Source organism: Nonomuraea sp. PA05 (genome assembly GCF_008086045.1).
GTDB lineage: Bacteria > Actinomycetota > Actinomycetes > Streptosporangiales > Streptosporangiaceae > Nonomuraea > Nonomuraea monospora.
The window spans coordinates 60,841-80,023 of sequence record NZ_VSEY01000052.1 but is presented as its reverse complement, the minus strand read 5'-3'; the positions used below and the strand labels follow the sequence as shown (position 1 = coordinate 80,023).

The following is a 19,183-nucleotide window of genomic DNA, read 5'->3' as shown; positions in this document are numbered from 1 at the left end:
CCACCGGGGCGCGGCTGCGCGAGGTCGGCACCACCAACCGCACCACCACCCGGGACTATGCCGACGGCGTGGGGGATTCCACCGGGTTCGTGCTGAAGGTGCACCCGTCGAACTTCCGGCTCCAAGGCTTCACCGCCTCCGCGCCCGTCGCCGAGCTGAGCGCCCTGCCGGTGCCCGTCGTGGTCGACATCGGCTCCGGGCTCCTCGGCCCCCTGCCGCTGCTGCCGGACGAACCCGACGCCCGCACCACGCTCCGCGACGGGGCCGCGCTTGTTACGGCCAGCGGCGACAAGCTGCTCGGGGGGCCGCAGGCGGGGTTGCTGCTCGGGCGGGCCGAGGTGGTGCGGCGGCTGCGGCGGCATCCGCTGGCGCGCGCGTTGCGGGTGGACAAGCTCACGCTGGCCGCGCTGGAGGCCACCTTGCGGGGTGAGCCGCCGGTGCGGGCCGCGTTGAGGGCGGAAGCGGGGACGCTGGAACGCCGCGCCCACGACCTCGCCGCCCGGCTGCAGGCGGGGATGGTGCGTGGCACCCTGGCGGGCGGCGGTGTGGGCGGTAAGAGGCCGCTGGCCGAGGTGGTGCGCAGTGTCAGCGTGGTGGGCGGGGGCGGGGCGCCCGGGGTGGAGCTGCCCAGCGTGGCGCTCGCGCTGCCCGAGCGGTTCGCCGTCCCCCTGCGGCTCGGTGACCCCGCCGTCGTCGGGCGCGTGGCGGGCGGGCTGCTCCTGCTCGACCTGCGCTCCGTGCCGCCCGCGCAGGACGAGGAGCTGGTGGAGGCGGTGCTCGCATGTACGTGATCGCGACCGCCGGGCACGTGGACCACGGCAAGTCCACGCTGGTACGCGCCCTGACCGGGATCGAGCCCGACCGCTGGGCCGAGGAGCGCCGCCGCGGCATGACCATCGACCTCGGCTTCGCCTGGACCAGGCTGCCCTCGGGGCGGCGGCTGGCGTTCGTGGACGTGCCGGGGCACGAGCGGTTCGTCACCAACATGCTGGCGGGGCTCGGGCCGGTGCCGGCGGTGATGTTCGTGGTGGCGGCGGACCAGGGGTGGCAGGCGCAGTCGCAGGAGCACTGGGAGGCGATCCGGGCGCTCGGGGTGGAGCGGGGGCTGCTGGTGGTGACGCGGTGCGACCTGATGGATCCGGCGCTGGCCGTGGAGGAGGCCAGGTCGCGGGTGCCGTGGCCGGTGGTGACGGTCAGCGGGAGCACCGGGGAGGGGCTCGACGAGCTGCGGGCGGCGCTCGACCGGATGGTGGCGGGGCTGCCCGTGCCGGACGTGCGGGCGCCGGTGCGGTTGTGGATCGACCGGGCCTTCACCATCAGGGGCGCCGGGACCGTGGTCACCGGGACGCTGGCGGCGGGGCGGCTGCGGGTGGGGGACGTGCTCGTGCTGGACGGGGAGCGGGTGCGGGTGAAGGGGCTGCAGGTGGCGGGGGAGGGGGCGGAGTCGGTGCGGGGGGCGGCCCGGGTGGCGGTCAATCTGCGGGGGGTGGAGCTGGAGCGGGTGGCGCGGGGGAAGGCGCTGCTCTCAGCGGGGGACTGGGTGGAGACGGCTGTGGTGGATGCGCGGGTGGAGATGGGGGTGGGGGATCCGCCGCGAGACAGGGGGGTGGGGGATCCGCCGCGGGAGGCGGTGTTGCACGTCGGGTCGGTTTCGGTGCCGGTGCGCGTGCGTCCCTTCGGCGGAACGGGTGCGGTTCGGCTGGTGCTGGCTCGGGCGTTGCCGTTGCGGGTGGGTGACCGGGCGTTGCTGCGATGTTCGGGACGGCCCATCGCGGGGGTGGTGGCGCTCGACGTGCTGCCGCCGTCGCTGCGGCGTCGAGGTGCGGGGAGCAGGCGGGCCGCGGAGCTGGCACCGTTCGCCATCGCGGGGGCGAGGGCGCCGGACGCGGCGACCGTGCTGGGGTGGCGAGGGGTGGTGCGGCGGGCCGACCTGGTCGCGATGGGGCTGGATCCGCGCCCGCTGGACGTGCCCGGCGCGGGGGAGTGGCTGGTGGACGCCGGACGCTGGAAGGAACTGGGCGACCGGCTCGGGGCGATCGTGGCCGGGCAGCCCGGCATCCCCGTGGACGCCGCACGCACCGCGCTCGGGCTGCCCGCCCGCGAACTGGTCGAGGCGCTGGTCAAGGCGCATCCGCCGTTGCGGGTCTCCGACGGGCGGATCGACGGTGAAGGGGTGCCGGAAGCGGTCGTGGAGGCGGTCGGGCGGCTGCGGGACGAGCTGGCGGGGACGCCGTACCTGGCGCTGGAGGCGGCGCGGCTACCGGCGCTGGGCCTCACCCGGCAGGCGGTGGCGCGGGCCGCGCGGGCGGGGCTGGTGCTGCGGCTGGCCGAGGGGGTGGTGCTGATGCCCGGGGCGGATGTCGCGGCGGTGCGGATCCTGGCCGGGTTGCCGCAGCCGTTCACGGCGGGGGACGCGCGGGTGGCCCTCGGCACCAACCGGCGCGTGGTGATCCCGCTGCTGGAGCACCTCGACCGGCTTCGCCTCACCCGGCGGCTGGACGATCGGCTGCGGGTGGTCGCGGAGCCGGGTGGGGAGGAGGAACGCGGTGATGAGTGAGGCAAGGCGGGTCAGGGTGGGGATCGTGCTGCCCAGGCCGGCGGGTGACCCCGGGGAGTGGCTGACCGAGGCGGTGGCGTTCGAGGCGGCGGGGGCCGATGCGTTGTGGGTCGAGCATGGGGCCGCGCCTGAGCTCGACCCGCTCACGCTGACCGCCGCTCTGGCCGCGGTGACGTATCGGGCGCTGCTGGTGGTGGCCGTTGCGCCGGACGATGGAAGGTCGCATGCGCTCGCGACGGTGGAGCGGCTGAGTCGCGGTCGGCTCGCCCTCATCGGAGAGGTGAGTGGGATGCGGACCGTCGTGCGCCTGGAGGACGGCGGCTATGGCGAGGGGGAGGGGCGGTGGGCGTCGGTCGGCGTGCCGGTCGGCAGGGCCGCGTGGCGGGAGGCGCTGCGGGAGGCGGAGGAGCGCGGCGACCACGGCGTGCTGGTCCCCGCCGACCCCAGACTCCTGGACCTGCTCCGCAACCCGGAAGATCCGGGCGGCCGGCACGACCTCCAGCTCGCCCAGGGCTAGACGATCCAGCCCCCGGATCATACGGTGAGAAAACGGTGCCCAGCGGCTGGAGTCGAGGGGAGGCCGACATGGAGGTCAGCCGACGGCGCTTCCTGAGCATCGGCCCGGCGGGCGTGCTCGGTGGCTCCGCCCTGGGGTTCGACCTGACCGAGTCGATCAAGGTGAAGCAGCGCCTGCGCATCGAGGGGGCCACGCTGTCCCACTCGCTCTGCCCGTACTGCGCGGTCGGCTGCTCGCTCATCGCGTACACCAGGAAGGCCGCGAACGGCCGGACGGAGCTGCTGCAGATCGAGGGCGACCCCGACAGCCCGGTCAACGAGGGCACGCTGTGTCCCAAGGGTGCGACGTCGCTGCAACTGGCCGTCTCGGGCAGGCGGGTGGCGCAGCCGCTGTACCGGGCGCCGGGCGCGGCCGAGTGGACGAAGGTCTCCTGGGAGTTCACGCTCGACCGCCTGGCCAGGAACATCAAGGCCTCGCGTGACGCCACGTTCGTCACGCAGGACGCCGAGGGGAACGTCGTCAACCGCTGCGAGGGCATCGCCTTCGCCGGCGGGGCGGCGTTCAGCTCCGAAGAGGGATATCTGGCGACGAAGCTGATGAGGGGGCTGGGCCTGGTTCACCTCGAACAACAGGCCCGTGTTTGACACGGTCCCACGGTGGTCAGTTTGGCTGCCACGTTCGGCCGAGGGGCCATGACCAACCATTGGCGTGACATCAGGCACGCCGACCTCATCCTGGTCAACGGGGCCAACCCGGCCGAGGCCCATCCGGTGGGCTTCAGATGGCTGATGCGCGCCAAGCTCGACAGGGGCGCGAAGATCATCCATGCGGATCCGCGGTTCACGAGGACGTCGGCGGTGGCCGACGCGTACGTGCGGATCCGTACCGGGACGGACGTCGCGTACTTCGGCGGTCTCATCAACTACGTGCTGAGCAACCGGCTCTACCACGACGACTACGTGCGCTGGGCCACCAACGCCGGTTTCGTGGTCAAGGAGGGGTACGCCTTCGAGGACGGCATGTTCAACGGCTTCGACCAGGAGCAGGGCGTCTACAACACGAAGTTGTGGGCGTACGAGACGGATGAGGACGGCCACGCCAAGATCGACCTGAACCACCCGCGGTCGGTGCTCAACCTGCTGGCCGCCCACTACCGCCGCTACGACCCCGACACGGTGTCGCGGATCACCGGCATCCCGCGCGAGCAGTTCTCGCAGGTGGCCAAGCTGGTCGGCGAGATGGGCCGGCCGGACAAGGTCATGACCATCGTGTACGCCGTGGGCCTGACCCACCACACCACCGGCGTGCAGCTCATCCGCTCGGGCGCCATCCTGCAACTGCTGCTCGGCAACATGGGCCGCCCCGGCGGCGGCATGAACGCCGAGCGCGGCCACGCCAACATCCAGGGCAACACCGACCACGCCATCTCCTGGGACATCCTGCCCGGCTACCTGCGCATCCCCGCCCCCGGCCAGAAGGGCATCGCCGCGTACCTGGGCGAGAGCGCCAGCGTCAAGCAGCACCCGCGCGCGGTGAACTTCTTCGGCGAGAACTACCGCCGCTACCTGGTCAGCCTGCTGAAGGCCTGGTATGGCGACGCCGCCACGAAGGACAACGAGTTCGCATTCGACTATCTGCCCAAACCGGCCGCCAACGCGTCCTGGATCTCCATCTTCGACCAGGCGCTGCGCGGCAAGATGCAGGGCGTGATGCTGTCCGGGATGACCGCCACCAGCATCGGCCCCGACTCGAACCAGGTCCTGCAGGCCCTGTCGAACCTCAAGTGGCTGTGCGTCATGGACCCGTTCAACACCACCAGCTCCGAGTTCTGGCGGGCGCCCGGCACCGACCCGGCGAGGGTGCAGACCGAGGTTTTCATGCTCCCGGCCACCCACTGGATCGAGAAGGACGGCTCGTTCACCAACAGCGGCCGGTGGGCGCAGTGGAAGGAGCAGGTGCTGCCGCCGGAGGGCGATGCCAGGCACGACCACTGGATACTCGCCGAGCTGTTCCTGCGCGTGCGGGAGCTGTACCAGACGCAGGGCGGCAGGTTCCCCGACCCGGTGCTGAAGCTGACGATGCAGTACCGCAACCCCAGGAAGCCCGAGCTGGACGAGATCGCGCAGGAGATCAACGGTCGCGACCTGCGGACCGGCAAACGGCTGTCCACGTTCGTGGACCTCAACGACGACGGCACCACCACCGCGGGCGACTGGATCTACACCGGCCACTACCCCGAGGAGGGGAACCTGACCAAGCGGCGCGACGGCGTCCAGGACCCCGGGAAGAACGACCCCAGCGGGATGGGCCTCTACCCCGGCTGGGCGTGGAGCTGGCCCGCGAACCGCCGCATCCTCTACAACCGCGCCTCCGCCGACGAGAACGGCCGCCCCTGGGACCCCGAACGCCCCGGCATCGCCTGGGTGGGCGGGAAATGGGTGGGCGACGTGCCCGACTACCCGCCGACCACCGGGCCAGGGCCGGACGCGCCGCTGCCGTTCATCATGACGGGGGAGGGCGTGGCCCGCCTGTTCAGCAACGCGGTCGCGGACGGGCCGTTCCCCGAGCACTACGAGCCGATCGAGTCGCCGATCGCCAACCCGCTGCATCCGCAGCAGTCGGCCACGCCGGTGGCCTACCTGTACGACGAGCGGGCGGGCCGGCCGTCCCGCTTCGGCACCGCCGCCGACTACCCGTACGTGGCCACCTCCTACCGGCTGACGGAGCACGAGCACTACGTCACCCAGAACGTCGAGCACCTGGTGCAGCTCCAGCCGGAGGCGTTCGTCGAGGTGCCGGAGGGGCTGGCCAGGGAGAAGGGCATCGAGACGGGAGACCTGGTGCGGGTCTCGTCCCGGCGCGGCCGGTTGGAGGTGCGGGCCGTGGTGACCAAGCGGCTCGGGGCGTTGCAGGTGGACGGGCGGCAGGTGTACCAGATCGGGATTCCCATCCACTGGGGGTTCGTCGGGATCAACACCGGGCAGCACTGGCTGGCCAACGCGCTGACGCCGTTCGTGGGCGACGCGAGCGCGCGGACGCCTGAGTACAAGGCGTTCCTGGTCGACATCGAGAAGATCTGATGTACGGGCGGGAGCGGGCGTCGCAGTTGCGGGAGAGGTATCCGCACGCGCGCGAGGTGCTGGGGCTCTACCTGGCGCTGGTGGAGGTCTGGGAGTCGGCCGATCCCCGCGGTGAGGCGTCGCTGACGTGGGCCGCGGCGGAGGTGTTGCCGCGGGTGATGGCGGCCACGGCGGCCTCCGGGCCCCGCCCGCTCGCCGAGGCGATCGCCGCGAACGGCCGTCGCGCCGGCGGTGTGGCGTTGCTCGCCGCCTGGGTGGCGGGCGAGGAGCTCACGCCCGTCGAGCGTTTCCTGGCCCGCGCCACCATGCGCGTGGTCCCCCTGGGAGAGCGCGAGGGCTCGGGGCAGGCGGCCGGGCGCTGTCCCGCGTGTGGCGGGCCGCCGCAGGTCAGCTACCGGGCCGCGAGCGACGACCCGCTCGTCAGCGGACGCCGCGCGCTGGCCTGCGCCAGTTGCCCGCACGAGTGGAACTTCTCCGCCACCACCTGCCCGAACTGCGGCGAGACCGGCAAGCGCACCGTCCACGCCGAGGCCGGTCACCACGAGGCGCCGGCCATAGGGCGCCACAAGGCAACCCCGGAGGCGCTGTTCCCGCAGTTGCGCGCCGAATCCTGCGAGACCTGCCACCGCTACCTCATAGACGTCGACCTGGCCCGCGACCCGAGAGCCGTCCCGCGGGTGGACGAGCTGGCCGCCGTCCCCATCGACCTGCACATGGCCGAACAGGGCTACACCAAGATCACGCCCAACCTGATGGGGTTCTGAGATGCCGCACATCACACCGGGCCAGGCGTACGGCTTCTTCACCGACACCAGCGTGTGCATCGGCTGCAAGGCCTGCGAGGTGGCCTGCAAGCAGTGGAACCAGCTGGAGGGCAACGCGCCGTCGTTCCTGGACGGCTTCGACAACACGGGCAGGCTGGACGCCGAGACCTGGCGGCACGTGCAGTTCCACGACAACGTGCCCGACGAGGCCGTCACGCCCGGCAACGGCACGGCCTGGCTGATGATGTCGGACGTCTGCAAGCACTGCAGGCAGGCGAGCTGCATGGAGGTCTGCCCGACGAACGCGATCATCAGGACCGAGTTCGACAGCGTCTTCATCCAGCCGGACGTCTGCAACGGCTGCCGCAACTGCATCGCGGCCTGCCCGTACGACGTGATCGGCGTCACCGACACGACGGGCATCGCGCAGAAGTGCACCCTCTGCTACGACCGCCTCCAGAACGACATGACCCCGGCCTGCGCGAAGGCCTGCCCCACCGAGTCGATCAAGTTCGGCCCGGTCTCCGAGCTGCGGCGGACGGCGGCCAAGCGGCTGGACATCCTGCGCGGGCAGGGCGTCACGCAGGCCCGGCTGTACGGGCACGACGAGCAGGTGTACGGCGGGCTGAACGCGTTCTTCCTGCTGATGGACGAGCCGGAGCGGTACGGCCTGCCGGACGAGCGCAACGCCGTGCTGCCCAGCCGCAACAACGCGGGCGGCTACCTGACGGCCGCGGTCACGGCGGTGCTGGGCGTGCTCGGCGGCCTGATCGCGTTGCGCCGCCGCAAGGAGAAGGTGGAGGAGCCGGCCGATGGGTGACGTGCAGCATTTCGCCGGCCCGCCGGACTGGCTGTGGTACATCCTGTTCTACTTCTTCCTCGCGGGCCTGTCGGGCGGCTCGTACGTGCTGGCCACCCTGCTCAGGCTGCGCGGCGCGCCCGGCGACGAGCCGATGGCCAGGATCGGCTACTACGTCGCGTTCCCGCCGATGCTCCTCTCGCCGCTGCTGCTGGCGCTGGACCTGGGGCAGCCGCTGCGGTTCTGGCACATGCTGGTCAACACCACGCCCGGCCACCTGGGGCTGAACTTCAAGTACTGGTCGCCGATGTCGATCGGGTCGTGGGCGCTGGTCGTGTTCGGGGCGATCACCACGGTGTCGTTCGCGGCGGCGCTCGTGCGGGACGGCAAGGTCAGGCTGCCGCTCGTGGCGCGGCTGGACGGCCGGGTGTTCAACGTGATCGGCTCGCTGTTCGGGCTGTTCATCGCCGGGTACACGGGCGTGCTGCTGTCGGTGTCGAACCAGCCGGTGTGGAGCGACACGTTCGCGCTGGGCGGGCTCTTCCTGGCCTCCGGGCTGGCGGGGGCGGCGGCGTTGATGCTGCTCCTGGCCCGTTACCGGCCGGAGGCGCGGCCGAGCACGCCCATGTTGTCGGTCTCGGAGCGGCTGTACTCGCTGCTGGAGCTGGCGCTGATCGTGGTGTTCGCGGTGACGCTGGTCGTCGCGGGCACCCAGGAGATCGTCTTCGGGCTGCCGTGGCTGCTGCTGTGGGTGGTGGTGCTCGCCGGGCTGGTGCCCGGCCTGTACGGGCTGGTCACCGAACGCCTGTCGGCCGGCACGGCGGTGGCGATGCGGTACTCGGTGGTGCTGCCGCTGCTGGTGCTGGCCGGGATCCTCGCGCTCAGGGCGGCGATCATCTTCAGCGTGCAGGTCTGATCAGGGCTCGACGAGGCCGGCGCGGATGGCGTACCGGGTCAGGTCGAGGCGGTCGCGCATGCCGAGCTTCTGCAGGATGTTGGCCCGGTGCCGATCGACGGTCTTGACGCTGATGACCAGCGTCTCGGCGATCTCCTTGGCCGAGTTGCCCTCCGCGATCAGCTTGACGATCTCCTCCTCGCGCGGCGTCAGGATGCTCTCGGGCATGCGCTCGCCCTCGCGGTCCCGCTGCAGGTAGTCGCGGATGAGCGCGGTGACCGCGCCCGGGTAGAGGAACGGCTCGCCGCGCATCGTGGCCCGGCACGCCTCCAGCAGGTCCTGGTCGGCGACGGACTTGAGCACGTAGCCTGACGCGCCGACCTTGAGCGACTCGAAGAAGTACTGCTCGTTGTCGTACATCGACAGGATCAGGATGCGGATGCCGGGCGCCCGCCGGGAGATCTCCCTGGCCGCCTGGAGGCCGGTCATGCGGGGCATCGCGATGTCGAGGATGGCCAGGTCCACGTCCTGTTCCGAGGCGGCCGCGACGGCCTGCGCGCCGTCGGCGGCCTCGGCGACGACCTCCAGGTCGGGCTCGGCGTCCAGGATCAGCCGCAGGCCGCGGCGGACCAGCGCGTGGTCGTCGGCCAGCAGGATGCGGGTCTTGTTCACGTGGTCGTGCTCCGATCACAGGGAATGACGAGACTGACGCGGGTGCCCTGGCCTGGCGGGGAGTCGACGCTCAGGCGGGCGCCGATGAGCAGGGCGCGCTCGCGCATGCCGCGGATCCCCGCGCCGTCCTGGACGGCGCCGCCCCGGCCGTCGTCGGTGACGCGCAGCACCAGGTGGCCGTCCTCGCCCGTGAGCGACAGTTCGGCGCGGGTGGCGCGGGCGTGCCTGGCGATGTTGGTCAGGCTCTCCTGCGCGATCCGGTACAGGACGAGCTCGACGTCCGAGCCGAGGCCGGGCAGGTCGTGCCGGATCGAGCGGGTCACCTTGACGCCGCTCATCCGGGAGACGTCCGTGGCCAGGGCGCTGAGCGCGGCGTGCAGCCCGAGGTCCTCCAGCACGCCGGGGCGCAGGCGGCGGGCGACCTGGCGTACCTCGTCGAGGCTGGCCCGTACGGTCTCCTGCACGCCGTGCAGGTCGTCCTGGAGGTCGGCGGGGGCGCGGTCCACCACTCGCTTGAGTCCGAGCAGCACCACGGTGAGGCTCTGGCCGATCTCGTCGTGCAGCTCGCGGGCGATGCGCTGCCGCTCGCCCTCCTGCGCGGCCAGCGCGTGGGCGCTGCTGGCGCTGCGCTCGGCCTCCAGCCGGTCCAGCATGGCGTTGAACGTGGCGATCAGGTGGGTGAGGTCGCTGTTGCCGCTGTCGGACAGGCGGTCGCCGGTGCGCAGCAGGTCCACCCGCTGCATCAGGGTGGTCAGCGCGTCCAGCGGGGCCAGGCTGCGGCGCAGCAGCAGCGCGTTGGCGGCCAGCATCACGGCCAGCCCGATCACCAGCACCGGTACCTCGGCCCACACGACGGGGGCGGAGACGGTGGCGGGGGAGATCGCGAGCACCAGCGTGCCGGCCGCGAACACCAGCCCGTTGATCGCGACCAGCCGCCGGAACAGGCCTTGAGCCGCCGGCCGGGACGCGCCGCGCGGCGCGCCCGCGCGACGCGTCCCGGCCGGCGGCGCACCCCTGGTGCCGCCTTTCGCAGGATCGTCCATCGCCTCTAGCCTCGTGGCCCGGTGGTGCGATTGTCCATGCGGTTTGACCCCCATTGAGAAGTACGTCGCTACATGTTCTATCCCCGCCCAGATGGGTGTTCGACCCAATGGTCACCGGGCCGCCCCACCCGGAGGATGGAACGGAGCCGGAGGGGAGACAGCGACGTGGAAGCCAGTGACATCGCCGTGAACCTGCCGACCGTGACCACGCACGACCCCGTCACCAAGGCCGTGCGGATCATGGCGCTGGGCCGGATGCCCGGCCTGATCGTCGTGGACGGCAGGGGACGGCCCTCGACCGTGCTGCCAGGGACGCAGGTGCTGCGGCTGGCGGTGCCGGGGGCGTACCAGGAGGATCCGGCGCTCTGCCGGACGATCGACGAGGCGCACGCCGACCTGTTCTGGGGTGAGCTGGGCGATCTGACGGTGGGCGACTGCCTGCCACGGCAGCCCGCCACCCCGGCGACCGTGCCGCCCGACGCGACGCTGCTCGAAGTGGCCGCCCTCATGGCCAGGCTGCGCAGCCCGATCGTCGCGGTCGTCGGCCGCGACGGCGTGCTCACCGGGGCGATCACCCTGGAGCGGCTGCTGACCTGCCTCGCGCTCTCCGGCCAGAACGACTGACCCACGTCCCGGCCGCGAAGGCCGGGACGACTGACATCTGACACCCGCACCGGGCGGGCCCCCGAGGCCCGCCCGGGCCGAAGCATGCCCACCCCACGGAGGTCACCATGATCCGCTGTTGTCCCGCCCCGCACTCATCCGGCTCGGCAGGCCGGTCCGGACCGCCGGGGCAGCCGGGATGAGCGCCTTCGCCGCACTGGCGATCTTCCTGGTGGCCTTCTTCTTCATCGCCACGGAGAAGGCCGACAAGGTCAAGGTGGTGCTGATCGCCGCCGGGCTGATGGCCGTGCTCGGCCTGATCCCCGGCGCCGGGGTGTTCTTCTCCGAGCACGAGGGCATCGACTGGAACGTCATCTTCCTGCTGCTCGGCATGATGATCATCGTTGGGGTGATCAAGCAGACGGGCGTCTTCGACTACCTCGCCATCTGGGCCGCCAAGAAGTCCAGAGGCCGGCCGTACCGGCTGATGGTGATGCTGATGGCCATCACCGCCATCGCCTCGCCGTTCCTCGACAACGTCACCACGATCATGCTGGTCGCGCCCGTCACGATCGTGGTGTGCAACCGGCTGCGGATCGCCGCGCAGCCGTACCTGATCGCCGAGGTCCTCGCCTCGAACATCGGCGGCGCGGCCACCCTCATCGGCGACCCGCCCAACATCATCATCGGCAGCCGCGCCGGCCTGACCTTCAACGACTTCCTCATGCACATGGCGCCGATCGTGGTGGTCATCTTCGCCGTGTTCGTGCTGGCGTCGCGGTGGCTGTTCGCCGGCTCGTTCCAGTACAACGCCGAGCGCGTGGCCGAGGTCATGGCGCTGCAGGAGCGGCGGGCGATCACCGACCCACGGCTGCTCGCCCGCTGCCTGGTGGTGCTGGCCGCGGTCGTGGCCGGGTTCGGGCTGCACGCGGTGGTGCACGTCGAGCCGTCGATCGTGGCGCTGGTGGGCGCGGGCGTGATGCTGCTGGTCTCGCGCGCGAACGTCTCCGAGGTGCTGAGCGAGGTCGAGTGGCCCACGCTGGTGTTCTTCATGGGGCTGTTCGTCATGGTCGCGGGCCTGGTGCACACCGGCGTGATCGCCGCGATCGGCACCTGGGCGCTGGACACGCTCGGCAACGACTACTTCATGGCCGCGACGGCGCTGCTGTTCGGCTCCGGCGTGCTGGGCGCCTTCTTCGACAACATCCCGTACGTCGCCACGACCGCCCCCATCGTCGAGGGCGTGGTCGCCGCGGCCCCCGACCCGCAGACCGGGCAGGCGCTGTGGTGGGCCTTCGCCCTGGGCGCCGACTTCGGCGGCAACGGCACCGCGGTCGCCGCCAGCGCCAACGTGGTGGCCCTCGGCATCGCCGCGCGCAACGGACACAAGATCAGCTTCTGGCAGTTCACCAGGTACGGGATCGTCGTCACCGCGCTGAGCACGGTGCTGGCCTGGCTGTACGTCTGGATGCGGTACTTCACCTGAGTTCGTCCCTGATGCGGGGCCAGGGGGAAATCAGGGACGATCACCGATGAACCGGGCAGGCGCCGGCGGGCATCGTGGATGCTATGAACCCCGCGAACCGTCTGGCCCAGCTCTCCTTCACCGCCGGCCCGGCCGCCCTGCTGGCCGGCTGGTTCCTCATGCGCCCTGTTCAGGGCGGCCTCGAACCGGGGCCGTGGTGGACGGCGGCGCACGTGGTCTGGCTGGCCGGTTTCGTGATGTCCGGCGTGATGCTGCTGGCCATGCGCCGCATGGCAGGGCCGGTGACGGGCGGGCGGCGGGTGGCCGTGGAGGCGGTGACGGGCCTGGCGCTGTTCGGCGTGGCGGCCAACCTCGTCCAGCTCGCCATCGACCTCTACACCGGGTTCGCCGCGCCGGACGGCGCGGCCATGCGCGGCCTGCTGGACACGGTCAAGGGCTATCCCGGGGTCGAGCAGGTCGTGTACGGCCCCGGGGCGCAGCTCTTCTACGCCGCGCTCCTCGCGCAGGCGGTCATCCTGGCCCTGCTGCGCCGGGTCACGCCCGTCAGCGCCGCCGTAACCGCCGGCGGGGTGGTGCTGCTGGCGGTGGCCACGTTCGCGGAGGGCAGGAGCTCGGCGCTGGTCGCCCTGGGCATGGCGCTGATCTGGCTCGGCCTGCTGCTGCTGGGCCGCGGCAGGCCGGACGGCCCTGCCGCGACCACGCTTGCCACCGGCACGCGGGCTCAGGGCGCGGCGATCAGCTCGCGGACGTCCACGGAGCCCCTGAGGTAGCCGTGCCGCTTCATCAGATCGGCCACCCGCTGCAGCCGCTGCGGGTCCAGCACGGTGGGGAAGGCGCCCAGCGACACGTCGCGGGCCGACTCCGCGTCGATCTTCGTGTACTTCGGCAGCACCGCCTCCACCTCCTTGCGGTCGGCGGCGGCGCGCAGGCCCTTGGCGAGCCCGCGACGGAAGGCGGCCAGCGTCGCCGGGTGGTTCGACCGCCACTCGTCCGTCGCCATCCAGCCACTGGTCGGCAGGTCGGTGAAGCGGCCAGGCGCGACGTCGGGAACCGCGCGCACCAAGCCCCGCGCCGCGCTGCTGGACAGGTACGGCTCGGCCAGCCACGCGGCGTCCAGCTTCCCGGCGGCGATCGTGTCCGCCATCTCGGGGAACGGCCTCTCGACGAACTTGACGTCCTCGGCGTCCATCCCGGCGTCCTCCAGCATGGCGGTGACGCTGAGCGTGGCGGCGCTGTTGAGGTTGTTGACCCCGACCTTCTCGCCCTTGAGATCCGCGAGGGATTCGATCTTCGAGTCCTTCGCGACGACGAGGGCGTAGCTGGCCGGGCCGGCTTGCGCCGTCTCGGCGATGACCTTGACCTGCTTGCCGTGGTCGCCGGCCAGGATGGTGGTCACGTAGTCGGTCTGCGCCAGATCCACCATCCCCGCCTCCATCTGCGGGATCAGGGCGCCGGCGCCGGTGCCGACCACCGGCTGCACCTCCAGGCCCTCCTGCTCGAAGTAGCCCTTGCCGATGGCGACGAACAGCGGCGCGGCGTCGGCCGTGGGCATGACGCCCACCTTGATCGTGCTCAGCTCCGGCTTCGCCGGGGGCTGCGCGGCGGTACAGGCGGTGGTCACCAGGGTCAGAACCGCGGCGGCGGTCGAACGGATCGCTAAGTTCATCCGGGGTCGCTCCTCACGGGGATCGGCTCGGGAGCGTACCCGATGAAGATCAGCCATCGGAAGGGCAGCTCCGCTCGAAGGGCCGGTCGGGCAGGTAGCGGCGCCACTCCGCCTGCGTGAGGGCGCGGCCCGCCCGCGCGCACGCCGCCTCGGCCAGCCGCGCGACGCCCGTGGGCAGCCTGGTCAGCCGGCCGTCGCGGCCGATGGCGACCAGCTCGCCCGAGCCGGCGGCGAAGGCCACCGAGCGGGCCGCCTCCGAGAGCACCACCTCGGGCCCGATCCGCCGCCCCTGCCGCACGTCCCACAGGGTGAGCGTCTCGTCCTGGGCGGCGATCGCGAGCAGCCGGCCGTCGGCGGAGAACGCCGCGTCCCACGCCGCGCCGCCGATCCGCAGCCAGCCGCCGGACTGCGCCCCCGTGGCGACGTCCCAGACGCCCACCCTGCCGGCGAAGTTCACCGCGACCAGCTTCAGGTCGGCACTGAACCAGACCTCGTCGGACTGCGCCGGCAGTGTCAGCCGCGCCCCGACCGGCTTGCCGCTCTCCAGGTCCACCACGCGCGACTGGTCGGCGTTCAGCCCGACCAGCCGCCCGTCCGCTCCGGCGGCCCAGCCGAGCAGCCGCGGCCTGGGCACCTGCTTGAGCCGCCCCCCGCCCGGCAGCGCCCACAGCGTGAACGCCTTCTCGCCGGCCGTCCACAGGCCCCTCGGCGTGGGCAGGGCGGCGTTCGTCTCCCAGAGGTCGGCGAAGCCGGGGGTGAGGCCGGCCAGCTCACGCCAGGTCGCCGAGTCACGCACGGCGACGCCCTCGCCGCGCCTGATCGCCAGGAGCCGGCCGTCGCCGCTCATGGTCAGCTCGCTGTCGTAGTCGTCGAACGCGCCGGCCGGGCGGCCCTCGCCGTTCAGCGTGACGCTGTCGGAGCCGAGCGCGTGGGTGGCCAGGACGCGGCCGTCGGCGCTGAGCCGCACCGAGTCCAGCTCGTCGGCGGCGCGCGGGTTCGGCTTCAGCGTGACGACCGTGTCGTCGCTCAGGTAACGCAGGCCGGTGGGGCCGAACGCCCCCGCGCTCGCCGGGTCCTGCGGCTCGCGCTTGAGCAGCAGCGGCTCGTCGGCGTCCAGCCGCCAGACGGTGACCGTCGTGCCGATGCCCGCGAGCAGCTTGCCGTCCTGGCTGAAGACCGGCAGCGCGCCCGGCTGCCAGCCGTCGATCGTGCGCAGTTCCTCACGCGTGCGGGTGTCGTACAGGATCAGGCCGGAGTCCTGGCTGATGGCCAGGGTCCGGCCGTCGGGGCTGAAGACGGGCACGCTGTGGCAGTGCGCGCACACGTCGGGGTAGCCGGAGCCCGCCTTGCCCGACGGCAGCATCCACAGCCCGCGCCCGGCCACGGCGTAGCCGCCGCCCGGATGCACGGCCACCTGCTCCATCGTGGGCAGCGGGATCGACTTCCCGGTGAGCCAGTCGTAGACGTACTTGGCCTGCCCGATCGACACCACCAGCCGTCCGCCGCTGAACAGCACGGACAGCTCGATCTCGTCGGGGGCGCTCAGCCGCTTGCCCACGGCCCGTCCCGTCGCCGGTTCCCAGACCCCGACGCCCTCGACGTCGGCGATGGCCAGCAGCCGGCCGTCCGCGCTGACCGCCACCTGGCGCACCCGCCGGCCGGGCAGCCCGGTGAAGCCGCCGGTCCGCTCGCCGGTCGCCACGTCCCACACCTTGACCTCGTCCGGGCTGACACTGACCAGCGAGCGGCCGTCGGAGGTGAGCGCGCGGACCACGTCGGGGCCGGTGTCCGGGTCGCGGAAGGCCGCCGTGGCGGGGTCGGCGGCCGAGGCGAGCAGGCTGGACCTGGCCTCGTCGGTGGCTGACAGACGGCCGGCCTCTGCGCTGAGCAGCATGCCGAGCACCGGATCCTGGCCGCGTACCGCGTCGGCGGCGGCGGCCAGCCGGGCCGACTCGGCGGCGTCGCGCTGCTGCGCCAGCTTGGCGCCCTGCTCCGCCAGCGTCCGGCTCTGCCACACGGCCAGCCCGCCCGCCGCCAGCGCGAGCACCAGCAGCACGGCCAGCCCCACCGCGGCCAGCCGGGTACGGCGGGAACGGCGCCGGGTGAGCGCGGCGCCCGCCGCGAGGAAGTCCCGCTCCGCCGGGGTGAGCGTGATGTGCCTGCGCCCGGCCGCGGCCCAGCTCAGCGCGTCGTCCAGGGTGCTGCCCGAGAACAGGTCGCCGTCCCTGCGGCCGTGCTCCTGCCAGCGGCCGACCGCCGCGCTGATGCGGCGGTGCACGGCCAGCCCGTCCCTGTCGGCCTCGATCCAGGCGCGCAGCCGCGGCCACGCCAGCGGCAGGGCCGGGCGCAGCAGCCGTACGGGGTCGGTGCCGGAGACGAGGTACGGGAACGCGGCCACCACCCGCTCCACCCCGTCCGGCAGCTCGGACCTGCGCGGGCGGCGCAGCGCCAGCTCGCCCTCGTCGCTCACCGTGATCAGGCGCAGGAACAGCTCGGGCGCCAGCTCCTTGTCCTCGGGCGCGAGCAGCGCGTAGGCGTCCTCGGCCAGCACGCCGAGCGCGGGATCGTCGGCGGGGGTGCCGACCCGGCGGCCGTCGCCGGCGCCCAGGGCCAGCAGGCGCGGCGTGTCGAGCTTCCCGGCGCCGCCACTCGCGCTGTTGCCGCCGCCCGCGCCGTTGCCGTCACCTGCGCCGTTGCCGTCACCTGCGCCGTTGCCGCCACCCGCGCTGTTGCCGTCGCTGCCGTCGCCGAGCAGGCTTGGCGCGTTCAGACCGCCGCTTCCGCCGCTGACCAGGCTGAGCAGCAGCCCGCGTGCCGACGGCCGCTGCCCCGGCTCCTTCGACAACGCCGCCCGCACCTGCTCGCGCAGCGAGTCGGGCAGCACGTCCAGGTCGGGGTCGTGGGAGAGCACGCGGTGCATGACCGCGCCGAGCGACTCCCCGGTGAACGGGTCACGCCCGGTCGCGGCGAACCACACGACCGCGCCCCACGCGAACACGTCGGCGGCCGGCCCCGCCCGCTCGCCGGAGAACACCTCGGGCGCCATGTACCCGGGCGTGCCCTTGACCAGGCCCGTCGAGGTGAGGGACATCTCCAGCGTGCGGGCGATCCCGAAGTCGATCACGCGCGGGCCGTCGGGGCCGAGCAGCACGTTGTCGGGCTTGAGGTCGCGGTGCACCACGCCCGCGTCGTGGATGGCGGTCAGCGCCGTCGCGATCGCCGTGGCCAGGCGGTGCAGCTCGCCGCCCTCGAAGGTGCGGCCGGCCGAGCGCAGGCTGCGGCCCTCGACGTACTCGCTGACGATGTACGGCCGCGGCCCCTCCAGGTCCGCGTCCAGCACCCGGGCCGTGCAGAACGAGGCCACCCGCTGCGCCGAGACCGCCTCCTTCACCATCCCGTCGCGCAGCCCGGGATCCCTGACGGGGTCGCCGCTCAGCACCTTGATCGCGACCCGGGTCCCGTCAGGGTCGTAACCTTCGTAGACGACCCCCTGGCCGCCCGCCCCCAGGCGGCCGGCCAGCCAGTATTCGCCGAGCCGCTGCGGATCCCCGTCGATGAGCGCGTTCCCCATGACAGGTTGGATGATCGCGGCGGCCATCTGGTTGAGTTCTACACGCGGCGGCCGTTCACCCACACGTTGCGCAGCTCGAAGCCGCTGACGTCGGTCACCACGTCGGCCTCCGCCATCTGCTCGAACACGCTGTTGCTCACCCGCACGCCCTTGATCGGGTTACCCGGGTTGCCGATCAGGTAGAACGCCCTGGGCGCCGTGCCCGCCCGCAGGCCCCGGATGTCGATCGTGCCGACGTCCGGGAAATAGGGGCCGGTGTGCTTGTTCTCGTAGTTGAGCGCCACCTCGACGACGGAGTCGGCCGCCTGCCCCACCGTGATGTCCTTGAAGTACAGGTCCTTCACGTAGCCGCCGCGCTCCGGGTTCGTCTTGATCCGGATCGCCCGCTCCAGCCGGGCGCTGCTCATCGTGCAGTTCCACGCGAACACCCAGCGCACCCCGCCGGTCGTCTCGCTGCCGACCGTCACGCCGCCGTTGCCGTCGCGCATCACGCACGAGTCGACCAGCACGTTCATGGACGGCTCGTTCACCCGGCGGCCGTCGGCGTTCTTGCCCGCCTTGATCGCCACGCAGTCGTCGCCCGTGTTGAACTCGCACCGCTCGATCAGCACGTCCACGCACGACTCCGGGTCGCAGCCGTCGTTGTTGGGGCCGCGCGGGCTGTCCACGGTGATCCCGCGGATGGTGACGTTCTCGCACAGGACCGGGTGGATGTTCCACATCGGGGAGTCCCTGACCGTCACGCCCTCGATGAGCACGTTGCGGCAGCGGTAGAGCTGGATGAGGTTCGGCCGCAGGTAGTGGCCCTCGCCGAAGACCCGCTCCGCCACCGGGACGCCGCTCTCGGCCTGCTGGGCCAGCAGCTTCTTGTCCGGGCCCTCGGACGGGGCGGGGTCGCTCGACCAGTCCCACCAGTGGGTGGCGTCGGCCTGACCGTCGATCACGCCCGAGCCGGTGATCGCCACGTTGGTGCGGCCGTGGGCGTAGATGAACGGGGAGTAGTTCATCAGCTCGATGCCCTCGTACCGGGTGAACACCACCGGCAGGTAGTCGGCGGGGTCGCGGCTGAAGCGGATCGTCGCGTCCGCCTCCAGGTGCAGCTCGACGTTGTCGGCCAGGTGGATCGCGCCGGTCAGCCAGATGCCGGCGGGCACCAGCACCCGGCCGCCGCCCGCCGCCGCGCACGCCTCGACGGCCTCACGGAACGCCTGCGTGCACTTCGTCGTCCCGTCGCCGACGGCCCCGTGGCCGGTGATGGGGAAGGTGCGGGAAGGGAAGCGGGGCGGGCGGATGCGGCGGCGGATGGCAGGCACGCGCGCCCACGCCGCAGCGGCCTGAGCGGCCTCGGCGGCCTCGGCGGCCGGGCCTGCCGCACTCGCCGAGCCAGTCGCGCCTGCGACGCCCGTGGCCTGGGCATATGCCGCCGGGGCGGTCAAAAGGGCGCCGCCGGCGCCCGCCGCCAGGGCCAGGAAACGCCTGCGTGAGTGCGCGGGTGATGGCTGCATGGATGTCCTCCGTCGCATGGTTGGG

At 72.6% G+C, this 19,183-nt stretch carries 16 protein-coding genes; 11 read left to right on the top strand and 5 right to left on the bottom strand.

What is annotated here, in order from left to right; genetic code table 11:
- From FXF51_RS51720 to nrfD, 8 genes are all read left to right on the top strand, one after another.
- The coding region (locus tag FXF51_RS51720; RefSeq protein WP_411268438.1) for an aminotransferase class V-fold PLP-dependent enzyme at window positions 1–791 on the top strand (791 nt) is incomplete at its 5' end.
- Complete coding sequence (locus tag FXF51_RS51715; protein WP_148442214.1) at window positions 782–2,557, top strand: SelB C-terminal domain-containing protein; 1,776 nt, start codon at window positions 782–784, stop codon at window positions 2,555–2,557. The genes FXF51_RS51720 and FXF51_RS51715, both read left to right, overlap by 10 nt.
- On the top strand, window positions 2,550–3,074 hold the full coding sequence (locus FXF51_RS51710) for an LLM class flavin-dependent oxidoreductase (protein ID WP_148442213.1): 525 nt from the start codon (window positions 2,550–2,552) through the stop codon (window positions 3,072–3,074). The genes FXF51_RS51715 and FXF51_RS51710 overlap by 8 nt, the downstream gene beginning before the upstream one ends.
- A 68-nt stretch (window positions 3,075–3,142) precedes the next feature.
- Window positions 3,143–3,718 carry a dehydrogenase gene (locus tag FXF51_RS62230; protein WP_222871856.1) on the top strand — a complete coding sequence of 192 codons (576 nt, stop codon included), beginning with the start codon at window positions 3,143–3,145 and terminating at the stop codon, window positions 3,716–3,718.
- Between the two features lie 12 nt (window positions 3,719–3,730).
- Window positions 3,731–6,154 carry a formate dehydrogenase-N subunit alpha gene (gene fdnG, locus FXF51_RS51705; RefSeq protein ID WP_222871855.1) on the top strand — a complete coding sequence of 808 codons (2,424 nt, stop codon included), beginning with the start codon at window positions 3,731–3,733 and terminating at the stop codon, window positions 6,152–6,154.
- Window positions 6,154–6,918, top strand: coding sequence for a formate dehydrogenase accessory protein FdhE (fdhE, locus tag FXF51_RS51700; RefSeq protein ID WP_148442211.1), 765 nt, complete (start codon window positions 6,154–6,156; stop codon window positions 6,916–6,918). Before fdnG ends, fdhE begins: the two co-directional genes overlap by 1 nt.
- A 1-nt stretch (window position 6,919) precedes the next feature.
- Window positions 6,920–7,738 (top strand): 4Fe-4S dicluster domain-containing protein, encoded by an 819-nt coding sequence (locus tag FXF51_RS51695; protein WP_148442210.1) that lies wholly within the window; start codon window positions 6,920–6,922, stop codon window positions 7,736–7,738.
- Window positions 7,731–8,633 carry an NrfD/PsrC family molybdoenzyme membrane anchor subunit gene (gene nrfD, locus FXF51_RS51690; protein WP_148442209.1) on the top strand — a complete coding sequence of 301 codons (903 nt, stop codon included), beginning with the start codon at window positions 7,731–7,733 and terminating at the stop codon, window positions 8,631–8,633. The genes FXF51_RS51695 and nrfD overlap by 8 nt, the downstream gene beginning before the upstream one ends.
- Here the strand turns inward: nrfD and FXF51_RS51685 are convergent, their stop codons facing one another.
- A complete protein-coding gene (locus FXF51_RS51685) occupies window positions 8,634–9,284 on the bottom strand; it encodes a response regulator (protein ID WP_148442208.1) in 651 nt (216 codons plus the stop codon).
- The gene (locus tag FXF51_RS51680; protein WP_148442207.1) at window positions 9,281–10,327 is read right to left on the bottom strand and encodes a sensor histidine kinase; all 1,047 of its coding nucleotides are present in this window, start codon (window positions 10,325–10,327) and stop codon (window positions 9,281–9,283) included. The genes FXF51_RS51685 and FXF51_RS51680 overlap by 4 nt, the downstream gene beginning before the upstream one ends.
- A 165-nt stretch (window positions 10,328–10,492) precedes the next feature.
- Here FXF51_RS51680 and FXF51_RS51675 point away from each other — a divergent pair, with 165 nt between their 5' ends.
- From FXF51_RS51675 to FXF51_RS51665, 3 genes are all read left to right on the top strand, one after another.
- Window positions 10,493–10,951, top strand: coding sequence for a CBS domain-containing protein (locus FXF51_RS51675; protein ID WP_148442206.1), 459 nt, complete (start codon window positions 10,493–10,495; stop codon window positions 10,949–10,951).
- A 178-nt stretch (window positions 10,952–11,129) separates the two neighbouring features.
- Complete coding sequence (locus FXF51_RS51670; RefSeq protein WP_148442224.1) at window positions 11,130–12,416, top strand: SLC13 family permease; 1,287 nt, start codon at window positions 11,130–11,132, stop codon at window positions 12,414–12,416.
- Between the two features lie 83 nt (window positions 12,417–12,499).
- Window positions 12,500–13,186 (top strand): hypothetical protein, encoded by a 687-nt coding sequence (locus tag FXF51_RS51665; RefSeq protein WP_148442205.1) that lies wholly within the window; start codon window positions 12,500–12,502, stop codon window positions 13,184–13,186.
- On the opposite strand, the gene FXF51_RS51660 is transcribed toward FXF51_RS51665, so the two are convergent.
- From FXF51_RS51660 to FXF51_RS51650, 3 genes are read right to left on the bottom strand one after another with little or no spacing between them, the layout of a single operon-like run.
- Complete coding sequence (locus FXF51_RS51660) at window positions 13,138–14,082, bottom strand: ABC transporter substrate-binding protein (RefSeq protein WP_187415033.1); 945 nt, start codon at window positions 14,080–14,082, stop codon at window positions 13,138–13,140. The genes FXF51_RS51665 and FXF51_RS51660 overlap by 49 nt on opposite strands.
- 49 nt (window positions 14,083–14,131) lie before the next feature.
- Window positions 14,132–17,653, bottom strand: coding sequence for a WD40 repeat domain-containing serine/threonine protein kinase (locus tag FXF51_RS51655; protein ID WP_187415032.1), 3,522 nt, complete (start codon window positions 17,651–17,653; stop codon window positions 14,132–14,134).
- 38 nt (window positions 17,654–17,691) lie between these two features.
- The gene (locus FXF51_RS51650; RefSeq protein WP_148442202.1) at window positions 17,692–19,158 is read right to left on the bottom strand and encodes a glycoside hydrolase family 28 protein; all 1,467 of its coding nucleotides are present in this window, start codon (window positions 19,156–19,158) and stop codon (window positions 17,692–17,694) included.
- Between the last annotated feature and the right edge of the window lie 25 nt (window positions 19,159–19,183).